This window comes from Chloroflexus sp., assembly GCF_034431535.1.
Lineage (GTDB): Bacteria > Chloroflexota > Chloroflexia > Chloroflexales > Chloroflexaceae > Chloroflexus.
Genome location: NZ_DAOUDC010000022.1, coordinates 1 through 22,027 on the forward strand (window position 1 = coordinate 1; position 22,027 = coordinate 22,027).

Annotated in this window: 17 protein-coding genes; 3 read left to right on the plus strand and 14 right to left on the minus strand. The window is 53.6% G+C overall.

Going from position 1 to position 22,027, the window contains the following annotated elements; all coding sequences use genetic code 11:
* The 11 genes from U9R61_RS05930 to U9R61_RS05980 form a co-directional block, all read right to left on the minus strand.
* Positions 1-831 (minus strand): nucleoside-diphosphate sugar epimerase/dehydratase (locus U9R61_RS05930; protein ID WP_416208823.1); only part of this gene is annotated, 831 nt, incomplete at its 3' end.
* A gap of 176 nt (positions 832-1,007) precedes the next feature.
* Positions 1,008-1,781, minus strand: coding sequence for a WecB/TagA/CpsF family glycosyltransferase (locus tag U9R61_RS05935; protein ID WP_322487901.1), 774 nt, complete (start codon positions 1,779-1,781; stop codon positions 1,008-1,010).
* Positions 1,778-2,875, minus strand: a complete 1,098-nt coding sequence (locus U9R61_RS05940; protein ID WP_322487902.1) for a glycosyltransferase family 4 protein — start codon at positions 2,873-2,875, stop codon at positions 1,778-1,780. The genes U9R61_RS05935 and U9R61_RS05940 overlap by 4 nt, the downstream gene beginning before the upstream one ends.
* Positions 2,872-4,038 (minus strand): glycosyltransferase, encoded by a 1,167-nt coding sequence (locus U9R61_RS05945; RefSeq protein ID WP_322487903.1) that lies wholly within the window; start codon positions 4,036-4,038, stop codon positions 2,872-2,874. Before U9R61_RS05945 ends, U9R61_RS05940 begins: the two co-directional genes overlap by 4 nt.
* The gene (locus tag U9R61_RS05950) at positions 4,039-5,283 is read right to left on the minus strand and encodes an O-antigen ligase family protein (protein WP_322487904.1); all 1,245 of its coding nucleotides are present in this window, start codon (positions 5,281-5,283) and stop codon (positions 4,039-4,041) included.
* Between the two features lie 14 nt (positions 5,284-5,297).
* Positions 5,298-6,128: a class I SAM-dependent methyltransferase gene (locus U9R61_RS05955; protein ID WP_322487905.1), complete on the minus strand. Its 831-nt coding sequence runs from the start codon at positions 6,126-6,128 to the stop codon at positions 5,298-5,300.
* Positions 6,129-6,145: 17 nt separating this feature from the next.
* Positions 6,146-7,579 carry a lipopolysaccharide biosynthesis protein gene (locus U9R61_RS05960; RefSeq protein ID WP_322487906.1) on the minus strand — a complete coding sequence of 478 codons (1,434 nt, stop codon included), beginning with the start codon at positions 7,577-7,579 and terminating at the stop codon, positions 6,146-6,148.
* Positions 7,576-8,388 (minus strand): class I SAM-dependent methyltransferase, encoded by an 813-nt coding sequence (locus tag U9R61_RS05965; protein WP_322487907.1) that lies wholly within the window; start codon positions 8,386-8,388, stop codon positions 7,576-7,578. The genes U9R61_RS05960 and U9R61_RS05965 overlap by 4 nt, the downstream gene beginning before the upstream one ends.
* The gene (locus U9R61_RS05970) at positions 8,385-9,920 is read right to left on the minus strand and encodes a tetratricopeptide repeat protein (RefSeq protein ID WP_322487908.1); all 1,536 of its coding nucleotides are present in this window, start codon (positions 9,918-9,920) and stop codon (positions 8,385-8,387) included. Before U9R61_RS05970 ends, U9R61_RS05965 begins: the two co-directional genes overlap by 4 nt.
* A 128-nt stretch (positions 9,921-10,048) precedes the next feature.
* Complete coding sequence (locus tag U9R61_RS05975; RefSeq protein ID WP_322487909.1) at positions 10,049-11,392, minus strand: cytochrome P450; 1,344 nt, start codon at positions 11,390-11,392, stop codon at positions 10,049-10,051.
* A 217-nt stretch (positions 11,393-11,609) separates the two neighbouring features.
* Positions 11,610-11,879 carry a nucleotidyltransferase domain-containing protein gene (locus tag U9R61_RS05980; protein ID WP_322487920.1) on the minus strand — a complete coding sequence of 90 codons (270 nt, stop codon included), beginning with the start codon at positions 11,877-11,879 and terminating at the stop codon, positions 11,610-11,612.
* A 329-nt stretch (positions 11,880-12,208) separates the two neighbouring features.
* Between U9R61_RS05980 and U9R61_RS05985 the strand changes: the two genes are divergently transcribed.
* The 3 genes from U9R61_RS05985 (at position 12,209) to U9R61_RS05995 (ending at position 15,960) form a co-directional block, all read left to right on the plus strand.
* Positions 12,209-13,588, plus strand: a complete 1,380-nt coding sequence (locus U9R61_RS05985; protein WP_322487910.1) for a phosphomannomutase/phosphoglucomutase — start codon at positions 12,209-12,211, stop codon at positions 13,586-13,588.
* Positions 13,585-14,697 carry a phosphoglucomutase gene (locus tag U9R61_RS05990; RefSeq protein ID WP_322487911.1) on the plus strand — a complete coding sequence of 371 codons (1,113 nt, stop codon included), beginning with the start codon at positions 13,585-13,587 and terminating at the stop codon, positions 14,695-14,697. Before U9R61_RS05985 ends, U9R61_RS05990 begins: the two co-directional genes overlap by 4 nt.
* Positions 14,698-14,784: 87 nt before the next feature.
* Positions 14,785-15,960 (plus strand): gluconeogenesis factor YvcK family protein, encoded by a 1,176-nt coding sequence (locus tag U9R61_RS05995; protein ID WP_322487912.1) that lies wholly within the window; start codon positions 14,785-14,787, stop codon positions 15,958-15,960.
* Between the two features lie 364 nt (positions 15,961-16,324).
* Here the strand turns inward: U9R61_RS05995 and U9R61_RS06000 are convergent, their stop codons facing one another.
* The 3 genes from U9R61_RS06000 to U9R61_RS06010 form a co-directional block, all read right to left on the minus strand.
* Positions 16,325-18,646, minus strand: a complete 2,322-nt coding sequence (locus U9R61_RS06000) for an SGNH/GDSL hydrolase family protein (protein WP_322487913.1) — start codon at positions 18,644-18,646, stop codon at positions 16,325-16,327.
* A 55-nt stretch (positions 18,647-18,701) separates the two neighbouring features.
* Positions 18,702-20,654 carry a nucleoside-diphosphate sugar epimerase/dehydratase gene (locus U9R61_RS06005; RefSeq protein ID WP_322487914.1) on the minus strand — a complete coding sequence of 651 codons (1,953 nt, stop codon included), beginning with the start codon at positions 20,652-20,654 and terminating at the stop codon, positions 18,702-18,704.
* A gap of 183 nt (positions 20,655-20,837) precedes the next feature.
* Positions 20,838-22,007, minus strand: coding sequence for a DegT/DnrJ/EryC1/StrS family aminotransferase (locus tag U9R61_RS06010; protein ID WP_322487915.1), 1,170 nt, complete (start codon positions 22,005-22,007; stop codon positions 20,838-20,840).
* Positions 22,008-22,027: the final 20 nt, after the last annotated feature.

Below are 22,027 nucleotides of genomic sequence, written 5' to 3' on the forward strand. Positions count from 1 at the left end.
AAGGATGACAATCAACAAGGAACTGACCACAATATCAAACAGTCGTTTTGCGACGCGCTGTGATGGGGTGAGGGCCGACTCGCGGAGTGAGATGAGGGGAATCCCGCCGACACTCTCTACTGGGGTGCGTGCAAAAACCAAATCGAGCGCCGTCGGCACCATGTGGAGCATGACTGGTTCGCACAAGAGCAGTAATGATAGTTCAGCGACACGGTTGTTCTGTGACGGTGGCAACGCAAAAATGACTTCATTGATTTGATGCCGCTGCACGATAGCGACTAGATCGTTCAGACTGCCAAGTCGGGGCAGTGCTACCGGTACGTCGCTCTCGTCTGAGGCATAACCGACGATTTGCACGCCCGTCCACGGACGGCAACTGAATTCATCTGCTAGCCGTGTTGCCGTAACCGCGTCACCAACGACTAGCGTCTGCCTCCCGGCGCCGCGTCGGCGCCGGGAGTTGACCATAGTGCGGAAGCCGAGGTGGATGAGACTAAGAACAACCAGATCAAGCGCGACAAAGGTTACGAACGCACTGCGTTCAACCGTTGTCCCGTTAAGCAGATAGAGCAACCCGGCCAACGACGTTGCTGCCAGGCCGACGGCGAGAAACAAGCGGGTGGTAGCTTCGGGCAGGGTATGGGTAAAGAGTGCTTGCTGAGGAGCGAGAATGATAAACACTAACGGCCAAATTGTGATTACACTACCGTAGAGGATCACATGCTGGATTGTGAGCAATGGGGTACCGATACTCCATGCGAGGCACAGTATGGTTGCAATTAGATCCCATACGAGGACGCTGCCGATCAAGCGCGCACGCAGGCGTTCCATCATGCCGGTTCCTTACGTGAAGGCACTTGCCAGCGTCACGGCCGCACCTTCACACCATGCTCTTGGTGTGGCACCTGTAACAAGGGGTATACCGGCAGATAGTATAGCATGAAGGCAACGCATAGAGCAAGTAGATGCCGAGAGGTGGTCGTGTTTATACTGAATCGATCTCTTCTTCATTGTGTGTCAAAATTTCGTCCTCTCCATACCATCTGCCACAAATCATGTGCCATCAAGGGCAGTAATGCCCACGGTTCCAGTAAATAGCGCCGTGCCAGCCGTCTTGGCTCACTGTAGAGCCGGTAAAGCCACTCTAAGCCAGTTCGTCCCATCCAGCGTGGCGGAGTTGGTATTACGCCAGCAACGTAATCAAAGCAGGCTCCGGCTGTCAGGATAGCGTTTGCAGACAAGTGTTCCAGATTCTCCAAAATCCAGCGTTCTTGGCGGGGCATACCCATACCCACCATCAAAACATGAGGCCGAAAGTTGGCTATTTCGGCCAACACCGCCGTGTTATCATCCGCTTGAAAATACCCGTCACGAGTGGTGATTTGTAAAGCAGGGTATCGTTGGCGCAACCGTTTGGCAGCGAGCGCTGCCACTCCCGGCTTGCTACCCAAATAGAAGACACGCCAACCTTCTGCTGCCGCCATTGCCATCAGTGGATGTATCCAATCGACGTAGGTGACACGCTGCTCACGCTTCAATTTATAACCGAGGATGCGTCCCCAATAGATGAGGGGCATGCCGTCGATGTGAATAACGTGTGCTTTCTTATAGAATTGACGCATTTTTTGATCACGATGGTAGAGATAAATACTGTGCAAATTATGATTAGCAATGATCCAACGTTTTTGTTGTTTAATCGCGGTCGCAATACATTGATTGAGATGATCGATAGAAAATGGATCAATAACAACACCTAGTAAAGTAATACGTGATACTATCATTGATGTTGCAGTAGATTACAAATATATCCATCAACCATATGTTCAAGCGTGTAAAGGGCTGCTCGCTCACGAGCTCGTTCACCTAACTCTCGGCGGATCTGTTCATTTTGCGCAAGGAAGCGGAACGTCCTTTCCCACTCATCAACATTGTCTATTGGAAGAAAGATCCCTGCATCTCCAATGATTTCGCGGTTGACTGCTAAGTCACTCACAACGATTGGTAGACCTGCCATCATCGCTTCAACGCTAGCAAAGCCAAAAGCTTCATATCGTGAGGGAAGTGCGAAGATATCGCCGGCAGCGAGCAATTCTCCAATCCGTTGCGGTGGTACTTCACCCAACAGACAAATACGATCAGTACATTGCGTCGCTTGAATAAGCTTATGAAGTTCACCCCGTAGTTCACCATCACCGGCAATGACAAGATAGTACTGTGAGCTGGGTAATCTAATCATGGTTTTGATAAGTAAAGCGTGATTTTTTTGATGAGCGAGACGTCCAATACTCACAATAATACATCGATTACTAGGAAAATTAAATGATTTTCGAGCTTTTAATCTTGTTTGTGTAATAATTGGTGGTTTCAAACCGTTCAAAACCACTTGACTTCGCCTCAAATATGAAGCTGGATATGTTTGAAAAGAACTCTCGACTTGCTTTGAAACAAAAATATTGCTTGTATAGATTCCTATAGAACCAATTATTCGGTCAATCCATCGCGCTACTGGTGGATAACTCCAACAGGGATTACGCTGGGTCGCTAATCGATGCGGAACTCCGGCAGCATAGGCAACAGTTTGCCCGATGATATTGGCGTAGTGGGTATAGGTGATCACCCCATCAGGATTGATCACACGTAGCCATTGGTAGAGTTTGACGAGTAACCCGAGAAATTCGCCAAAAGTTTTTGGTTTCTCTTCCCATAACCACCGTACATATGGTCGATCAGTGTAGGTTGGGCGTTTTTTGTAGAGAAACCATACCTCTGAAATAAAGCCGCGCTTAATCAACTCTTCACAAACTTGTATCGCAGCTTTTTGTGCACCACCAGCTTCCATCTGGGTCACGATGTGAATAATGCGTTGGTTTTTCATAGCGTGCTTTTTGGGGCATGTTCAGCGATCACTTCATCGTATAACGCTTCTAGTTTCGCAGTTTGGGTGTTCAGATTAAACTCTTGCTCAACCCAACACCGTCCCTTTTCACCGAATTGATTGCGTAAAGCTGGTTGTTTTAGTAACAGGCCAAGATAGTAGGCTAACTCATCGGTATTGCGTTCGGTGGCAAGAAAACCGGTTTCACCATGCCGAATCACCTCGGGAATACCGCCACTGGCAAAGCTAACCGGTGGGATGCCCATCGCCATCGCTTCAAGGAATACAACACCGAGCGATTCAGCTTCACCGGTTGGCATAGTAATACTCGGCATACAAAAGACATAGGCCCGTTGGAGGTATTCCTGCACGACAGTGTTGGATTGCGCCCCCATAAAGGTTACGCGTGAACCCAATACTTGTCGGGCTAGCTCTTCATACCGACTACGTAATGGGCCATCACCGATGACGGTTAGGCGAAGGTCGGGAAAGTCGGTTTGTAATTTGGCTAAGGCAGTGAGTAGATATGGTAATCCCTTACGTTCGATCAGGCGACCTACATAAAGAATATGCCCCCATTCAGGATTGGCTGTAGGGCGAAAGCGATCGAGATCGACTCCATAACGGATACAAACGATCTGGGCCGGATCAAAGCCGTGTTGTTCGATCAGAATGCGGTGCAAGAAGTGAGACTGGACGATCACCCGTGTAGTGGTACGTATCAATTGCTGTCGCCGCAAAAGGTAAAGACGGTGGGACATATATGACGAGCGCCAGATTGCCGCATCACGCATCGTGACATCGCTTCCATGCACGCTGACCAAAAGCGGTAGCCGGTATCGTTGTGCGATTGGCATTGCAATAGCGCCGTAGGGTGCGACATGGGCATGAATAAGAGCAGGTTGCCAAGTGTCGAGCCATTGCCGTATTGTAGCCGGAATCTGTCCCCAAACTTTGAATTGAACTTCGTGGAGTTTACCTCGCCATCCTCCCTGATTGATCAGATGAACTATTTGCTCATCTATTCGGATTCGTGGTCCAGATGGCCATTTGCTGCCCAATATAGCAGCTTGGTAACGGCGGAGGTTGCTAATTTGATTATAGATAAATGTCTCTGTTAGAGCAGCAGGCTGATTCCAAAAAATAACAATCTTGTAATTCATTTATATCTCCTGGATGTTTAGTAGTGTTTCGTAGTAAGTATACGAAAAAGTGATCCAGAATATTGCTTTCCCTAAACTTGACTCAATAAGGATTGCCTCTGAGAAATTGTACGTTATCAGATATAACAAGAAAATTGTAATAAACAAAAATTTATAACGCGATTTTTTTTGAAAGAAAGAATGAAAATTTTTGGTTATTAATAGGAACAGTGTAGTCAATACCAACATTAAACCTACTAAACCCAGTTCAAGCCATACATCAATGTAGCCATTATGAGCGTGCTTAGCCCACCAAAAACGTAATCGCATTAACGCAATGTCTAGTGACAGCATCTGGCTCGGATCAATCCAAAATGCCCCAAACCCATAACCGAGCAATGGACGTTGTATCCCAATTCCGATGAGCGACTGCCATAGTGGTAGTCGTCCGGTGAGAGTTGGATCACGTCCAAACCAGCCGACAATTTCTGGCCAATAGCTGGCCCCTAGGGTACTGATTGGAAGGATTGTAGTCAATACCAAGGCCGTCATTTGCCATCGTTCGCGCGAATCTAACGGATAAAGCATAGTGAGGGTTAGCCAAGCTGTGACTACTAGCATGGTTACTATTAACGCCGTTATCGAGCGAGATCCTATGACTAAGATGACTGCGCCTAATGATAACCCATACCAGCTTAAGCGCCACCAACCGGAGTACTGTTGAGACAATGTTACGAAAACAATTAGTGCTAATACTGCGATCCGTCCTAGTGCGTTTTTGTGAAACATTATCCCCTGCCAAGCCCCCGGATGGGGATAGTCCATTACTGCCCATCCAAAACCGCCGGCAATGCCGATGAGACTGGCAATGACAATGAGCCCCATTACGGTTCCTAACAGCTTTAGAACAGTGAGAAACGGATACCGTATAGCCAATAAGAACCCATAGATGGTGGCTAGCAGAAGCGCAATACTCCGCCGTAGCGTAATTGCCGGATCGAGTGACCAGAGTACAGAAATAAATGCTAGTCCTACAACCATCCAGATCGGCCATCCCCTCATCAGGAGTTGACCAATGTGGCGATAGTACCATCCGAGTAAGATGAGACCACTGTAGGACACGATCAAGACGACTTGTTGAAACGGATCTTGGGCTAATTCGCCACCGACGTAAATTTGGCGCCAAAGCGGGACAAATGCGCCTGAAAGCAATGTGAGAGCGATGACGTGCCAACCTAGTTCAAGGTGTTGCAGCTTGATCTTCATGGTACTAGATGGTACTAGTGCTCTAAAGGCTTGCGAGCTATTACTAGATAACCACAGGTCATCCATTCGTTTACCTCAGCCAATGCTTGCGGTCGTTGCAGTTGGTGGCTGATGTTTTGATTGAGACGTAGAAGTAAGTTTCCGGCTTGTTGTCGCAACCATCTCGATATGTGCAAGTACCACCATTGTGGTTGGCAGATGAACCAACGTATTGTTGGTCTAGAGTATAATGGTGGCTCTAGATGTATGATTTTGCTTACTAAATTTACTACTCGTACAACAACTTGATGTATCAAGATTAATATCGTTACAAAAACACCACCTTTTGTGTGAATATGAAGTACTTCTAATCCAGATTCATGACAAATACGCTCTAAGCCATATCTGGTAAATCTCCAGTGATCGTGTGGAGCATCATGAATAGGATATATGAATGGTATAGATAACACCAGATGACCACCTGGTTTAAGTAAACGTGTGATTTCCTGCATAACTTGGAATGGTTGACGAGTGTGCTCTAAAACCTCCGTACAGAGGATAGTATCGAATTGTTGATCCCTGAACGGTACATGTTCGGCGAGACAAACGATATCTGCTGCATTAATGCTATGTGGTGAGAATAGTACTTCGGTACCAATACTTTGATCTACGCGTTGATTGTAAATAAGAGCATATGGCCGCTTTCCGCAACCGAGATCAAGCAGTTTTCCTTTAAAATAATGTTTGTTTTTGAGCAATAATTCTAGGAGTAGCTCATTTACTACAATTGAAAGAGTCTGTTTATAGTCAATATAGTAGCGATCTTTCGTAGTATCATATACAAGAAATCCCTGTTGAAGACGCATAAACAAACCTCTATATACTAAACGAGTCGCCTATTACTGGTGAATTTTTCTTTTCGATGATGCCATACCAACCATCCACATCCTATCATCAGCGCTGATACCCACGTTAAGCGTAATCCGGCAACAAGCGGCTGGATGGGTGATAACCACGTTTCTGACAGCCACAGCCCACCATATACAATAACCCCCATACTCATAATCAGTCCAATCTGTTGCCATGGGTATAAAACCGGGTATAGATGTAGCGAATCAATGGCAATAAAGCCGGTCCATAACATATACGCAACTACGGTGGCCCATGCTGCTCCATCTAACCCAAAAGCCGGAATCCACCACCAACACAAACCAACATAGATAAGTGCAGTGATCCAGCCAATCACCGGTAAATCGCGAGTTCGATCCTTGAGCATGATACCGATGTTGAGAGGGTAACTTAAGCCATAGATAATATACGCAAGTAATATCGTTGGGACAATCGGTATGGCAGCCTGATAAGCGGGTGGTGCAATGAGGGTATAAAGGAGTTGGGTCAAGGCTATGATAAGTAAAGCAAAACTTATCGCGGTCCAAAGATAGATCAGGAGCGCTTGTGCATACTTTTGTTCGGGGTTAGGTTGGGTGGCGATCTTAAACCGACGGGATGCCCAATCGAGCGCGAATGGTCGGGTAATTAATACATCAAGTACCGTGGCAATTTTATAGGCAAAGGTGTAGATCGCAACGTCTTCAAGGGTGAGAGATACCTGCATAATGTAGCGATCGGCAGCGAATAACACGTATGTGGCGAGGTTGGTCGGCAGTAGTGGCAGGCCGTATCGGACAATGCGACCTATCATAGTAAGGTCGATCGACCAGGCTAGCTGTCGTCGGACCAATATTATGCCTACTCCTAAGCAGATAAGTGTGGCAGTCAATCGCCCAACTAACGCACCGATAAGCCCACTATGCTGTTCTAATAACCCGATAGTGAGAATTATGAACAATGCCATTCGCCCTACCGACAGTGCAGAAAAAACGAATGCTTGTTCACGAATGCGAAACACGGCGAGAATCACAGTAACGATCGCATCACTCCAGCTAATACCTAGCAGGATCAAGAGGCTGAATGGTGAATCAGAGAAGCCGAAATCAAGCCCAATGTTTATAATTCCGATGCCAATAGTCGCTACTACAGCACCCAAAACACCTACCGTGATTAAGGCATTGCCGATTAAACGGGCGCGTTGTTGCTCATCAGTTTGAAACCAATATTCGCGCATGAGACCAACTTCAACTCCAGAGGTGATCAGCAATGTTAACAGGAAAATGACTACCTCGAAGATGGTCCACATACCGTATTCGGCAGGAGAAAGCGTATTGATAAGGTACGGTACTAGTATTAACAATGCTGCGCTGTTGGCGGCGTTTCCTATCGTATAATAGATAGCACTGGTGCTAAAAAGTTTTTTCATTCTTCTGTCTTCTTTGCAAAAAGCCATTTGCTATTCGGTAGCTCTAATCCGTATTTCGGGCAGAAAAAGGATCGATCAAGCTGCTCGAGTAACACCGGAAGTGTTTGATCAATAATGTCTAGCTTTATAAAATGCCGAACCAATTTCCAGAACGTTGCATACATATTCCACCAAAGAGGAGTATCATAGATCGGTGGAGGTTGTAAAATGACAAAAATTGGTTCGATGTGTACAATATCGACATGGAGAGATCGTAATGTCTGTTCGTAATCGTTATACGACCGTAGCCGCACGTGAGCAGCAGTTTGTTTGGTTTCTCGTGGCAGAACATCAGAAACAATGAGTAATCCGCCAGGTTTTAGACAATCTATTACGTTTTGGAGAGCGTTTTTGAACCTCTGATCGTCCACGATGTGGAATAACACATCGGCAATGAAGACAATATCAAAGTTTTCCGTGTTTGTAGTATTAAAATTTGCAACATCTGCACAGATGAAATCAAAGGAAGGGTATTTTTTCTTTAATTTTTTGACACTGATGCGGGTGATATCTATTCCTAGGTATCTTGTGATATTTTTTGTGTTAAAGAATTCTGTGTAAAACCCTGTTCCACAGCCAATTTCTAGTATTTTCTTGCCATGTAATGTATAACTGAGCTGCACTAGACCTGCCGTTAGCGTTTCCAACCTTCTTTTGTATAAATGTTGATTATAATTTGGGCCTAAGGCTCTATGCCCCACACCGGTAAGGTCAAAATGTTGATGAAGTCGCTGTTCCCAGTACTGTTGTGGTTGATATTGATTTGTCATTCGCATCCCTCTAGTTTTTCAATACCGTATTGATATGCTTGACTGCAAAGGAGATGTGCTCTGTCTAGATCTTTTTGCCAATACCAAAAATCGATTAGATTTTGCCAAATTTCAGGACGTGAATCTAAAGTTAGTGCGGTGGTAAAAGCTTGTTCAGTCTGATCAACTTGTGTCGGATCGGTGAGATATAAGACTTTACCATAATGGATTTGCGCCCATGGGTTACGTCGATCAATCGTGACTGCCTGAGCCAAGTACCCTAAAGCCTCGGTGAGACGATCTTGTTGCCAGAGGACAAGCCCAAGATAGCGGTATGTCTCTGATCGACGGTACTGGAGGGTAGGATCGGTGGTTTCTACGGCAATTGCACGCCGAAATGCTCGTGCTGCTTCTGTGAAGTTTTGTCTATTGAAGTGAAGTAAGCCCCATTCAAACCATGCGCGTAATTGGTATTCTTCATTACTCCAGCCCTGATCAAAGGTGATACTTTGCCTAAGAGCATCTCGATCACCAGTAGCTCGGTAGTAAAGGTACCATTTTGCACTTGTGATGTCAATTCCTAATATAGCGGCTCGCTCGTACCAATGAAGTGCATCGGCAAATTGCTGTTGACGAAAGGCAATCACACCGTTGTGCAAAAATTGGTCGCCGGTGAAATTGCCATGCTGCCATGCCTCGTAAGCTCGCTGCCGGCAATCAACCATAACACAACGCACCGCTGTTGCCGGTACGATTTGTAGATCGCCCCACCCACTTAACGAATAATCACTGATAAGATTGAGTTCGATCTTTTGTCCAGCCCATTGGTGCAGATCGAGAGTGGCCGGCTGCCACCCTTGGACTGCTGCCTCGCGAGTTAGCTGATACTCGGCCAAAAGTTGATTGTCAAGTAGGACTTGATACGTATCTGGTTGAGCTGTTTGGTTCCCCATCCAGAACACTAACACCATCGGTTCGGTGGGTAATAAGGCTCGTATCGTAATATGATTGCCAACTACTACGGTTCGTGTGATCGGCAGTGCTGAATCCCACCAGTCTGGTCTAGGAAGTGGCGCGCGTAGCGACCAGTTTTGTGATGTTTGTGATGATGGATTGGTGATTTGCCAGAACGATGTATCAGTGGTAAGAGGTACTATCGATTCGCCGAGTCGGGCGTAGGCTAGGCCGAGTTCCAACCAACGTAAAGGGCTATCAGGTTGCCTAGCTGTTGCTGCCGAAAATGCTGCGATTGCGGTATCGGTTTGGTCGAGGAGCAATGCGATGCGGCCTAATTGCTGTTGTGCTTGAATCGAGAAGGGATCGGCAGCAACGAGATGGCTGGATTCTTCCAATGCTTGTTGGGCTAGCTTGATAGCGGACGGCTGCGTCAACGGCTGGAGATCGCGCCACGGATCGTACAGTAGTTGACGACCTTCGGCTTGCAAGGCTTGATGAATAAGAGTCTCACTGAGCTGGTATCGCCAACTATGGCGCACCACGTTGTCTAATTGCCTGCCTCCTATAACCGTCGCGGCTAAAATAGCGATAGCCATAACAACCCTGATTATTATCGATAGTTCAGCATTGGCTGGGCCGTCTGGGGTATATGGCCCATTGCTGTATTCAGCCATCTCGCCCATCTCATCACTTACTCCCTATTTTCACTGCTCACCCTCACCTCTCACCCCACCTCAACCCACACCTGCGGCCCCGGCCGCAGGGTTGCTTTTGGCATTGGGCGTACCGGGTAGCCGGGCACGGCGTTGACGTGGAAGCGTTGCAGGATCATGGGCAGCACGATCTGCATCTCCATCAGCGCGAAGGTGTTGCCGATGCACTGGCGCGGGCCGGCGAGGAAGGGGATATAGGCGAACTTGTGGCGCCCTTCCGCCTCTTCGGGTCGGAACCGTTCGGGGTCGAAGCTCTCAGGGTTGGGCCAGAAGGCCGGGTGGCGGTGGGTGACGTACGGACTGATCGCAACCGTCGCACCGGCGGGCAATTCGTATTCCCCGAGCGTGTCTGGCCCCACCATAACCCGCGTCAGGATCCATGTCGGTGGGTAGAGGCGCAAGGTTTCGTCGATCACCATCCGGTTGTACGGCAAGTTGGGTAGGTCGTTGGGCGTGGGATTGCGCCCGCCCAGCACCATGGCGTATTCGGCCCGCAGCTTGCGCTCGGCGTCACCGTGATGACTAAGCAAATGTAAGATCCATGAGAGGGTGCCGGCCGTGGTTTCGTGCCCGGCGAGGAAGATGGTCATTACCTCGTCGCGGATCTGTTTGGGCGACATCTGCTCACCGGTCTCAGCGTCGCGCGCTGTCACCAGCATCTCGAGCAGGTCGTCGTGCTTGCCTTGCCGCTGCCGCCGTTCGTCGATCAAGCGGTAAACGGTGCGTTCAAGCAGGTCGAGGTTGCGCCGGTAGGCGAGGTTGCCCGGCGTCGGCCAACTGCGCGGCGGCTGCAAGAGGCGGAATTGCTGACCGGCAGCCCAGTTGAGGGTGTCGTTGAAGGCCTTGCCAATAGCCTGGGCTTCGACATCGCTCAGCGATGAGCTGAACATGGTGCGCACGATGATCTGCTGCGTCAGCAGCATCATCTCGGTTTGCACCTCAAACGGCTGACCGCGACGCGCGTATTCCTCCCAGCGCATCAGCATTCGCTCGGCTTCTTCGGTCATCACGGCGGCCATCCGGGCAATACGCTGGTGGTGGAAGGCAGGTTGCATCAACCGGCGCTGACGGAGCCAGTACTCGCCGTTGCTCGTGACCAACCCCTGCCCAAGGAGTTCATCCATCGCTGGGTAGCGCTTGATGTAGTTCTTCCAGTTTTCTTGTGTGATCCGCTTGACCATGTCGGGGTGAACGGCGAGGTACATGGCGCGCTTGCCCAACGGGAGTTTGATCAGGTCACCATAATGGTGGTGCAACCGGATCATAAATTCGAGCGGGTCGCGCAGAAGGCGATTGCCAACACCAATGACCGGTAGACCGCGTGGGCCGGGAATGGTGGTAACAGGAGCTGTCATAGGCTCTTAGAATTCGGAAGTTCGGCCACGACCACCGATAGCATACCACAGGACGAGCCGCGTGACAAGCGCCGATGGAGGCGTAGCGACATGTGACGGTGTGAAGTATGCAGTGAAACAAGCGCCTGCGAGCGTGCAAGCGGTTTGGGTGATTGCGCAGGCGCACAGCCGTGTGCTACCGCATGCTCGCTTTATACCCTTGGCGTTGTATGTCAAGCTAGCGTCGGAAGTCGAGAAATTGGCGGGTTACGCGTGAAAAGAAGGAGCCGTGATCAAAGTCGGGTGTCTGATAGATGAGGTTGTTGTGCCGGATGACCTCGTGTTTGAGCACAATGCCTGCGGTATTGAGCACAACCACGTCAACGTTGCAGAAACCGGCTTGGGCCAACGCGGCGAGGAGATCGAGCTTGGGAAAGGTAGGTTCATCTCGTCGGAGCACGAGCGCCAGATCGAGATCACTTTCGGCAGGCATGCTCCCCGTGGCCACCGGACCAAAGCGGTAGACGGCTTGGATGGCGGGGAAAGCGTGCAAATATGCCAGCCAGATGGTCAAGCTTAGGAGGGAGTGGTGCGGTCATAGTGATCGTATTATTGTCATAGTGCAAGGGGTGCATTGTGGATAACAGAATAGCACAGCGGTAGCCTCCACAAGATCCGGACGCGCGCAGGAAGTTAGGGCCACACTTGCTATGCTGCTTGCCGCTCATCATTTGCTACGCATTCTTGACGGATAGGGTGCTTTCGGCTAGGATCGAACTAATCCTAATATTGATTGCGACGTTCACGATGAACGTCACCCAGCGATTTGAGGCAGGCATGGGCGTAGCGCTCAATCACACGATTTTTCGTGCCTATGACATTCGTGGCATCGTCGAGGTTGATCTCGACGAAGGGATTTATGAGTTGCTTGGGCGGGCGGCGGGCACCCTGTTTCGCAACGAAGGTCGCCGGCGGATTGTGGTAGCGCGTGATGCGCGGCTGAGTTCGCCTCGCTTTCAGGCGGCGTTGATGGAAGGGTTGCGCACCACCGGGATGGACGTACTCGATATTGGCATGGTAGCGACGCCGGTGATGTATTTTGCGGTCGAGGCATTGGGCGCCGATGCCGGGGCGATGGTGTCGGCCAGCCATAACCCGCCGGAATTCAACGGTCTGAAGCTGCGCCGCGCCGAGCCGCGCTTCGGTTCCGAGCCGCTGCCTTCGGAGGCGATTCAAGCGGTGGGAACGATTGCCGCCAGCGGTCATTTTGCGCAGGGCGCTGGCCATTACGAGCAGGTTGACATTAGCCCGGCCTATATCGAGTCGGCCCGGCGCTGGATCGATTTCGGCCACCGCCGTCCGCGGGTAGTGCTCGACGGTGGCAATGGCGTGGCCGGCCCGCTGGCCGTTGCAATGTACGAAGCGCTCGGCATCGAAGTGATCCCGCTCTTTATCGAGCCGGACGGTACCTTCCCCAATCACCATCCCGATCCGCTGAAGGTTGAGAACTTGCGCGATTTGCAAGCGGCAGTACGTGAGCACCATGCTGATCTGGGGATCGGTCTTGATGGCGATGGCGACCGGCTGGGGGTAGTGGATGAGGCCGGTGAAGTGGTGTTCGCCGATCGCTACCTGATCGCGTTGGCCAAGGCCATGCTGACCAAGCGCAAGGGGCCGGTGGTGTTTGACGTGAAGTGCAGCGCCGTCTTGCCGCAGGCGATCCGCGCGTTGGGCGGCGAGCCGGTGATGTGGAAGACCGGCTACACCAGCTTGTCGGCCAAGATGCGTGAAGTGGACGCGGTGTTGGGCGGCGAGCTGAGCGGCCATACCATCTTTCCCTTCCCCGGACGATATTTTGATGATGGTGCGTTTGCGGGGGCGATGCTGCTGCATGCCCTCGGCGAGTTGGGGCAACCTTTGCGTGAAGTGCTTGCCCCCTACCCGTTGTTGCCGTCGATTGATGAAGGGCGCATCCCCTTCCCCGAAGAGCGCAAGTTTGCCGTGATCGACTTCCTGCGCGAGCGGTTTGCCGGCAAGTACCCGCTGATTGATATTGACGGCGTGCGAGTTGATTTCGGTGATGGCTGGGGATTGGTGCGGGCTTCCAATACCGAACCGGCCATTACGACGCGCTTCGAGGCGCAGACGTGGGAGCGCGCTTGCGCGATCCGTGATGAGATGCTGAGCGTCGTTGAGGAGTTTCGCACACAGGCATGAGCGTGTATCGACGCCCTTTGTTACAGGCGTGGGAAGCTGCGTATACCGCAGAGCTGACACTCGATCAACTACGCCGCCGGGCAGCGACGGTGGGTGCAGTGTTGGCATCGCAGCGTGCTCGTTGCTTGGTTGCCTTCGATACGCGCTTTCTCGCGAACCTGTTCGCCCAAACGTTGGCTCACGATCTCCTAGCGCAGGGCGTTGAGGTGATGTTGGCCGATGCACCGGCACCACTGCCGGCCATTCACCATGCGCTTGACCGTAAGCAGGCCGATTGCGCGCTCTATGTGTCGGCGCGCAACCGGCCGTATTATGTGGGTGGCTTGATCTTGATTGCCGATGAGAAGAGCGGTCTGAGCATTCATCCTACCTCCGATCCGCTGCCGCCGGTAGCGTTTCCACCGCTCACGCCGCCGCAAACGACGGTTGATCTGCGCGCACCCTACCTCGATGCGCTACGCAACATGATCGATCTCGATGCGATCCGTCGTTTGCCGATGACCTTCTTCATCGATGCGATGGCCGGCGCCACCGCGGGCATGGTGACGGCGTTGCTCGGCGAAGGCGGCCAGACCCGGGCAATTGAGATTAACCGTGATCCTGATCCACTCTTTGCGCGCGGCGCGCCGCAGCCGTTTGAAGCGACCCTCACCCGGTTGCGCAAATTGGTGCGCGAGAGTGATTCGCACCTTGGGTTGGCCCTATCTGGCGATGGCACCTCCCTCGCCGTGGTTGATCCCGCCGGCGAGGTGCTCGATCCGTTTGAGGTGAGCCTGTTGCTGGCCGGCCATCTGGCGGCCCATCATCGCCAGCGTGGCTTGGTGCTCGCGCCACCGCCGGCGCTGCAGAACCCGTTGCGCCTCCAACCGAAACACCTCGCGGCATGGGAAGATGCGACCGGTCTGAAACTGGAAGTGGTGAGTGATGACTTGCATCTCGAACGCCAACCGCTGGTGGCGATGACGGCTACCGGTGAAGTGGCGCTCAGTCGCTGGAGCGGCTGTCCAGATGGGTTGCTAGCTGGCATCTTGTTATGTGAAGCTGTGTCGCGTAGTAATGGTGGCCTGCGCGCGCTCTGCGCGGTGCTACGCGCGCAGTTTAGCGCCTAGGGTGCGTGGGGTGTTGGGCGGCTGGAACAGCCTGCCGCGCCGGCCAATCGCTACGCACAATGCTGACGACAAGCAAGCAAAGACAGCATGAAACAGATCATCAATCGTCTGAGCGCACTGCGCCAGTTGCTCCCCTCGCTCTCGCTCACCTTTGCCGGGATCGTGTTGCTGTCGCTTGGGGTGGCGTATCTCTTCATTCACGCCTATCGCACGATTGAAGGGCTGCCCGAAGTGGTGTGGTGGCTCACCCTGCAATTTCTGCCGCGCCCATTGCGTGGCATATTGCTGCTTGGCGTGGGTCTGTTGGTGTTGGCCGGCGGCATCTGGCAGTTGAGCGGAGTCGTCGTGATCCCCCGTCCGAGCCAATTACCCGCCGATGGCGAACTGGTGTTAGGCTACGACCGCGCCAAACGACCGCGCCGGATTGCAGTGATTTCGGGTGGCGCCGGCATGCTGGTGTTATCGAGCTTGAGCGAACAGGTTGATCGTATGACCTGCATCGTGCCGGTCACCGATCCGGTCGAATATTATTACCGGGCATCGGGGTTGCTCAATCAACCAAATGTCTATTACGTGGTGCCAACCCCGATCCCGCTCGAAGTCATTGCCGAACTTGATGACGGCACGCTGATCGATGTGCGGCATATCTATTTGCATCCCGAATTGGCCGAGCGGCAAGTGCAGCACCTGCGTCTGACCCAAGCCGATCCGCCGCCGCTGACGCGAGTGGCGATCGAATCGTTGCGTGAGGCGGATGCGATCGTGTTGGGGCCGGGCAGCCTGTTCGAGAGCATTCTGCCCAACTTTCTGTTAGCTGAATTTGCTGAGGCAGTACGAGCCAGCCCCGCGAAAAAGATTTTCATCTGCAATCTGATGACCGAGCCCGGACGCACGACCGGCTTTCGGGTTGCCGACCATATTCGCGCCATCAAAGAATACGCCGGCATTACCCCGGATTATGTGCTGGTCAATGTGCAGCGGATCGATCCTGAAACAACGCGCATCTATGCCGCTGCAAATCAGACGCCGGTCTACCTCGATCCGGGAGATTACGAAGAGCTGGCGGCGCTACCCGGTGATACGCGTGGCCAACGCGGCGTGATCATCGAGGGTAGCATGGTGATCGAAACCGATCTCGCAGCAGCAGTGATCCAATACACCACCTCGCTCGATAATCCCCTGCAGAGCCGGGCAGTGCGGGTGTTGCGCCACGATGGCCAGAAGCTAGCCGCAGCGTTGCTCGAATTGCTGCGCCGGGTGTAGCGAGGGCGAAATGAGGTCGAAATTGGTTGCCTAGTACCCATTTGACCACATCTGTAGCAGGGGTTTGGCGATGGGCAGAATACATGAGCGCAGACACTATTGATGGCGTTGGAATGTGCCGTTTCACCCTCACCCTCAGCCCCTCTCCCACTGGCGCGGGAGAGGGGCGCACAATGCCAAGCTTTAAGGCATTACGTAGCAGTCAATGATAGTGTATCGGTCAGGTGTTCTATCTCCCTCTTGAACGTGGCAGGGAGCAGTGGACACGGATGGGGATGGATCTATACCTCACGCAAGCTGTGGTCAAATGGAGATAGGCGTTCACCGTCCTATCCGTGATGATCCGTGTCCTTGCCTCACGATGTTACCGGTTAACCAGAGGAATGTAGATCGGCGCCGGCGTGTTTTGACTCGGTGGCGCTCCTTCCGGCGTGGGGCTGGCGGTGACGGTGGCCGTGGGGCTGGCGGTGACGGTGGCCGTGGGGCTGGCGGTCAAGGTGGGTGAAGCAGTGCTCGTTACCGTGGGAATATAGACCGTGTTGGTTGGTGTGGGGGATGGATCAGGCTCGCGGGGCAGATCGGCGCAGAGCACGTTAGCCCACAACTCGGCCATCGCGCTGAAACCGGCGGCATTGGGATGGAGATTATCGGCGCTGCCGTTACTGGGGTTCACCGTCATGATTTGGCTCTGATTGGCGGCGAAATAGCTGTAAAAGTCGGGGCCAAGCCGGATTGGGGCGCTGTCATCAAGTTCATCTACCAGCTCGCCAATGCTCTGGTTAAAGGTCTGCGTGGTAGCGCGACGGGTTGCAGCTTGGGAGGCAGTGCCGTCATTCCGCCATGGCAAGCGCGCGATCCAGAGCGCGAGGCTGGGCCGGTCTTGGCGTAAGGCGGTGACCACGGCGCGCAAATCCTCTTTGTAAACGCTGGCCGGCATGAGGTTGTTGTAAAGATTGGTGGTTGATACGGCGGTGGCGTCGTTTGTGCCCACTTGCAACAACACCTGCTCAGCGCCGAGATCGGCGATGTGTTGGCGGTAGATGGCCGCTTTGCCTAACACATTCATATAGCCGTTCACGCCGATCCGGTCTGAACCGGTGGTATTGCCATAGAGATCGCGGGCCGCGCGGATGCCGCTGAAGCCATCGTTGAGAATGAAGACCGGGCTATTGAGACACATGGCCAGTCGATTATTAAGCTCGATCTGGTAGCCGGCATAGTAGATATTTTGGTAGCTGGCGCTATCGGTCTGGGTATTATCGGATTGCGGATAATTGCGGCCATCGGTGCTGCGCGGGTAGCTGCTGCTGGGGTTGGGCGGACTGGTGAAGGGATAGCCGTCGCTCGATCCGGTGAGGCTTGATTCTGGTGGGAGGCGATAAAAGCCCCACTTGCCGGCAGTGACCGAGTCGCCGATGCTGACGAACACGCGACCGTACCCCACTGGATCAATCGCGCGGTTGAGCGTTCCCGGCGCGCCGTTCACGAGGATCGTAGCCGTGGCGCTATATTCGGCCCGGCGGGGCAGGGTCACCGTTGCAGTGAAACCATCGCCGGCAACAGTGTCATCAATCGTTTGGGTAAAGCCGGGGCCGCTGAAGGTAAAGCGAATCCCATCGAAACCGGCGGGCGGGTCGGTAACAGTTGCTTGCAACCGTAAAACCGGATCAGTCTGGATGTATGGGATCTGGAAGACATCTTTGGTCGTTAGCGGGCCGGGTGCTGGCGCTACACCGGCGGGCAAGTCGGCATCGACAATGAGCATCCCTGTGACTGGATCAAGCGGGCGCGGCGTGCCATTTGGGTCGAGAATGGCGAGCGAGAGTATCGGCTCGCTTTGCGCCGGGCGGATGATAAAGGTGCGATTGGTAGCGGAACCGGGCGGGAGCAAGTGGAGATACTGTACAATCAGATTGCTGTTCTCATCGTCATACTCAGCCAGATAATCAACTCCCGGCGCCAGTGTCACCCCGGCGCGCTGCACAAGGGGATCGCCGCCCGTCCAATTGCTCACCCGGAACCGCGGATAGCGCACGACGCCATCCGGCGGCGTGATCGTGAGAGGGCTGGTAGCCGCCAGCCCAGCGTTGCTGCTGGTGGTCACGCCAGCCAATGCCGGTTCAGCCGCAAGTTTGGGCAATTCGTCAACTGCCCATGCGTCAAGGTAGAGCAGCCAATGTTGGGCAGCCGGCGTGAGCTTAACCGGTTGCAACGCGGCGCCGGCGCTGGCATCAGGAATAAGATGCGGGCCGGTGATCGTTGCCTTCCCGCCAGTCACATTGATGGCTATCTGCCCGCCAGCCCACACCTCATACGTCATCACCAGACTACCGTACTCATAGCGCACCAAGGCGCGCAGCGGCGACGCACGCACCAATGCCGGCGGTGCAGATAGCGATGCACCGGTCGCGGTTTGAACGGTGATCAGGGTGCTGGCTGGGGCAATCAGGTTGCGGTTGCCAGACGGATCACGGCGCAGATCGCGCCACTCGCTGATGCCCGCTGGCGCAAAGACCAGCGCAAACCGTCCGGACATGGTGATGAGCACGCGGCCATCGGCGGCGATCTGGGCGCTCAATCCGGCAGCCAGCGGCTGGGCTGTCGCCTGCGGCTGGTGATGGTGCGGGAAGATGGCAATGCCAACGCAAATGAGTAGCGTGATAATGATGAGACGGCGGAACTTCATAGGGTATCACCGGCTGGCAAGGTATCAGAGTCTCGTCTGCCTACTAACCATCGACCTAATCAATCGCAAGCTGCCGTTTCCACAGCGGCTCTCCCACTGCCTGTTCGCGCGGTTTGGGTTCGGTCATTGGCGCCGGCTCCGGTTGCTTGAAAGTGGGCACCAGCCGGTGCAGCGTGCGCAACACTACAGGGATATCATCACGAAATGCAGCAAGTTCGAGAATCCGGATCTGGTCAGCCAACGCCTTTGGCACCAGTTTGGCGGCGTTGTGGGCGATAAAGATCTTCGCATGGCTGGTGCGCTCGTATTCTTCGCCCTCGACAAACAACTCCTCGTAGAGCTTCTCGCCGGGGCGCAGACCGGTAAAGACGATATCAATATCACGCCCAACCTGCAATCCCGACAGCTCAATCATATCGCGGGCCAGATCAACGATCCGGATCGGTTCGCCCATATCGAGCACAAACACCTCGCCGCCCTTGCCCAACACCGACGCTTGCAAGGTTAACTGCACCGCTTCGGGGATGGTCATAAAGAAGCGGCGCATGTCGGGATGGGTCACGGTCACCGGCCCGCCGCTCGCGATCTGCTGCTTAAAGGTTAGCACTACCGAGCCGCGTGAACCGAGCACATTGCCGAAGCGCACCGCCACATACGAGCGCCCGCTCTGGCGAGCAGCTTCATGCACCAGCAACTCAGCCACGCGCTTGGTCGCTCCCATGACATTGGTCGGATTAACCGCCTTATCGCTCGAAATCATCACGAAATGGCTGACATGCACCTGCATTGCGGCGCTGAGCAAGTTGCGGGTGCCGAGCACATTGTTGGTGACCGCCTCAGCGGGATGGAGTTCCATCAGCGGTACATGTTTGTGGGCGGCGGCATGGAACACGATCTCTGGGCAGTACTTCTCAAAGATATACATCATTCGCTCGGCGAAGCGAATATCGGCAATGACAGTCGTCAGTTTGGTTGTTGGCGGCGCGATCCGGCGTAGCTCCTGCTCGATGGTAAAGACCGAGTTCTCGCCGTGGCCGAGGATGATCAGCTCTTCCGGCTGAGCGCGCAGGATTTGGCGGCAGAGTTCCGAGCCGATTGAACCGCCGCCGCCGGTGACCATTACTCGCTTGCCCTGTAACAGGTTATACACGGCGGCAATATCGGTTTGCACCGGCGCCCGGCGCAAGAGATCTTCGATCTGCACATTGCGCAATTGGTTAACGCTCACCTTGCCATCGAGCATTTCATAAAGACCGGGCATGATCTTGGTCTTGACGTTGGTGCGTTCGCAGAGTTCGACGATGCTGCGAATATCTTTGCCAGCCGCCGATGGCATCGCAATAATGACGTAGTGGGCATTGTGCTCGCGAACCAGCCGTGGAATGTCGAAGCGACTGCCCAAGACCGGCGCGCCGTAGATATGCATGCCGTGCTTGAGCGGATCGTCATCAAGAAAACCAACGACTACCATGCCTAATTGGGGATTATCGCGCAGCTCGCGCGCAATCATCATGCCCGCCGAACCAGCGCCCATAATGAGCACCCGCTGCATCTTGCCGTTTAATTCTCCTTTGCGCTTGCACTTAAGTGTATAGCGGTGCCAAAGCAAGCGAACAATGAGGCGCGGCCCAATGGTCGCTGCTAATCCGAACAGAAAGAAAATGATTGGCACCGAGCGCGGCACAAGGGCTAACGGGGTGATACTGACCACCAAGAACGCAATCGGTGTGGCCGTGATCATTGCTAAGGATATGGCTGAAATCAGCAGCAACAATTCGTCGATCGAGGCGTAGCGCCAATAGCGGGAATAGATGCCCAACCGTCGGAAAACCAGCAAATGTACTGGCGTCGTAATCACAGTTAGTACGAGCCAACCAGTTAAAGTGGGGCCTGCCGGCATCTGATCGAGCCGCACCCAAAAGCTCAAGTATGCTGCTAATGGCAGTAGAACGAGATCGAGAAAGAAAAAATAACGATTGCGAAGAGGTGATGAGGGAATGAGTTTCAAGCCGGGCTCCTTTCCGGTTGCTGCTACAGGAAAATGCAGCGTTGGTGTGAGGAGGCTGGAAAGGTGAACGCTGCTCATTCGTTGCCGGTCGCTGTTTGCATGCTACGGGTTGTAGGTGAACAAGGGATGTGAGCCGCTGCCCCAATGATGAGAATCTTGTTAGAATGGGGTATATTTTTCTAATCATGCATGAAGCGCCATCCGTAGGCAGCCTGCCACCTCGGCAACCTGTTCTTCCTGCATCACGCTAGAAAACGGCAACGCCAGCGATCGCTCGCCTAGTTGTTCAGTGACCGGAAAATCACCGCGCTCATAGCCAAACAAGTCGCGGTAGAAGGGTTGCAGATGGATCGGCGTAAAATAGGGCCGGCTCGGAATGCCGGCGGCGGCTAACCGTTGCATCACGGTATTGCGATCGGCTGGCGGCAGAATCCGTACCACGTAGACAAACCAGCTCATCCGGGTGGTGTGCGGGCTGAGCTGAGGCCGTTCGACCAGCTCGAGATCGGCCAGTTGTTCGTGATACCACGCGGCCACTTGCGCTCGCCGGGCAATCAGTTCTTCAATCCGGTGCAGTTGGGCAACCCCCAGCGCCGCACTGAGTTCGTCGAGCCGGTAGTTGTAGCCAAGGCGGGTGTGGTTGAGCCATGCATCAAAGACATCGCGCCCCTGATTGCGCAACGAGCGGAAGAGTGCGGCCCAATCGTCAGGCCGGGTAACGATCATGCCGCCTTCGCCAGTCGTCATCTGTTTGTTGGGATAGAAGGCGAAGACCGCCGCATCGCCAAGCGTGCCGGCCATCTGTCCTTTGTAGGTTGAACCGATCGCCTCGCAAGCGTCTTCGATCACGCGCAAGCCATATTCAGCAGCAACGGCGTTGATGGGATCCATATCAGCCGGTTGGCCGAAGGCATGCACTGGCATAATTGCTTTGAGTGCGCCGATCGGGCCATGCCGGCGAGGGAGCCAGCGTGCCGCCGCTGCGCCGCCGCGCTTCAGATCGGCGGCAGCTTCGGCGACGAGGGTTGGATCAATATTGCCGGTGGCCGGATCGACATCGACGAAGACCGGGATCGCCCGTTCGTAGAGGATGCTGTTGGCTGAGGCGATGAATGAGAAGGGGGTGGTGATGACCAGATCGCCATCGCGCGCGTCGGCGGCGATGCAACAGAGGTGCAACCCGCTAGTGCCGGAATTGACCCCGACGGCGTGCGGGAGGCCAACGTACTGGGCCATAGCTTGCTCGAAGGCGACGATCTGGGGACCGATGCTAAGATAGCTGGTTTGCAAGACCTGATTGACGGCGGCGATTTCGGCTGCGGTGATGTCGGGTGAAGACATGGGAATGGGCACGGATGACCTCCTCAATATAT

What these genes read in the sequence shown, in the direction of transcription:
- U9R61_RS05935 (WP_322487901.1), bottom strand. Translation starts at nt 1,781, where the DNA reads ATGATAGTATCACGTATTACTTTACTAGGTGTTGTTATTGATCCATTT.
- U9R61_RS05940 (WP_322487902.1), bottom strand. Translation starts at nt 2,875, where the DNA reads ATGAAAAACCAACGCATTATTCACATCGTGACCCAGATGGAAGCTGGT.
- U9R61_RS05945 (WP_322487903.1), bottom strand. Translation starts at nt 4,038, where the DNA reads ATGAATTACAAGATTGTTATTTTTTGGAATCAGCCTGCTGCTCTAACA.
- U9R61_RS05950 (WP_322487904.1), bottom strand. Translation starts at nt 5,283, where the DNA reads ATGAAGATCAAGCTGCAACACCTTGAACTAGGTTGGCACGTCATCGCT.
- U9R61_RS05955 (WP_322487905.1), bottom strand. Translation starts at nt 6,128, where the DNA reads ATGCGTCTTCAACAGGGATTTCTTGTATATGATACTACGAAAGATCGC.
- U9R61_RS05960 (WP_322487906.1), bottom strand. Translation starts at nt 7,579, where the DNA reads ATGAAAAAACTTTTTAGCACCAGTGCTATCTATTATACGATAGGAAAC.
- U9R61_RS05965 (WP_322487907.1), bottom strand. Translation starts at nt 8,388, where the DNA reads ATGACAAATCAATATCAACCACAACAGTACTGGGAACAGCGACTTCAT.
- U9R61_RS05970 (WP_322487908.1), bottom strand. Translation starts at nt 9,920, where the DNA reads ATGGCTATCGCTATTTTAGCCGCGACGGTTATAGGAGGCAGGCAATTA.
- U9R61_RS05975 (WP_322487909.1), bottom strand. Translation starts at nt 11,392, where the DNA reads ATGACAGCTCCTGTTACCACCATTCCCGGCCCACGCGGTCTACCGGTC.
- U9R61_RS05985 (WP_322487910.1), top strand. Translation starts at nt 12,209, where the DNA reads ATGGGCGTAGCGCTCAATCACACGATTTTTCGTGCCTATGACATTCGT.
- U9R61_RS05990 (WP_322487911.1), top strand. Translation starts at nt 13,585, where the DNA reads ATGAGCGTGTATCGACGCCCTTTGTTACAGGCGTGGGAAGCTGCGTAT.
- U9R61_RS05995 (WP_322487912.1), top strand. Translation starts at nt 14,785, where the DNA reads ATGAAACAGATCATCAATCGTCTGAGCGCACTGCGCCAGTTGCTCCCC.
- U9R61_RS06000 (WP_322487913.1), bottom strand. Translation starts at nt 18,646, where the DNA reads ATGAAGTTCCGCCGTCTCATCATTATCACGCTACTCATTTGCGTTGGC.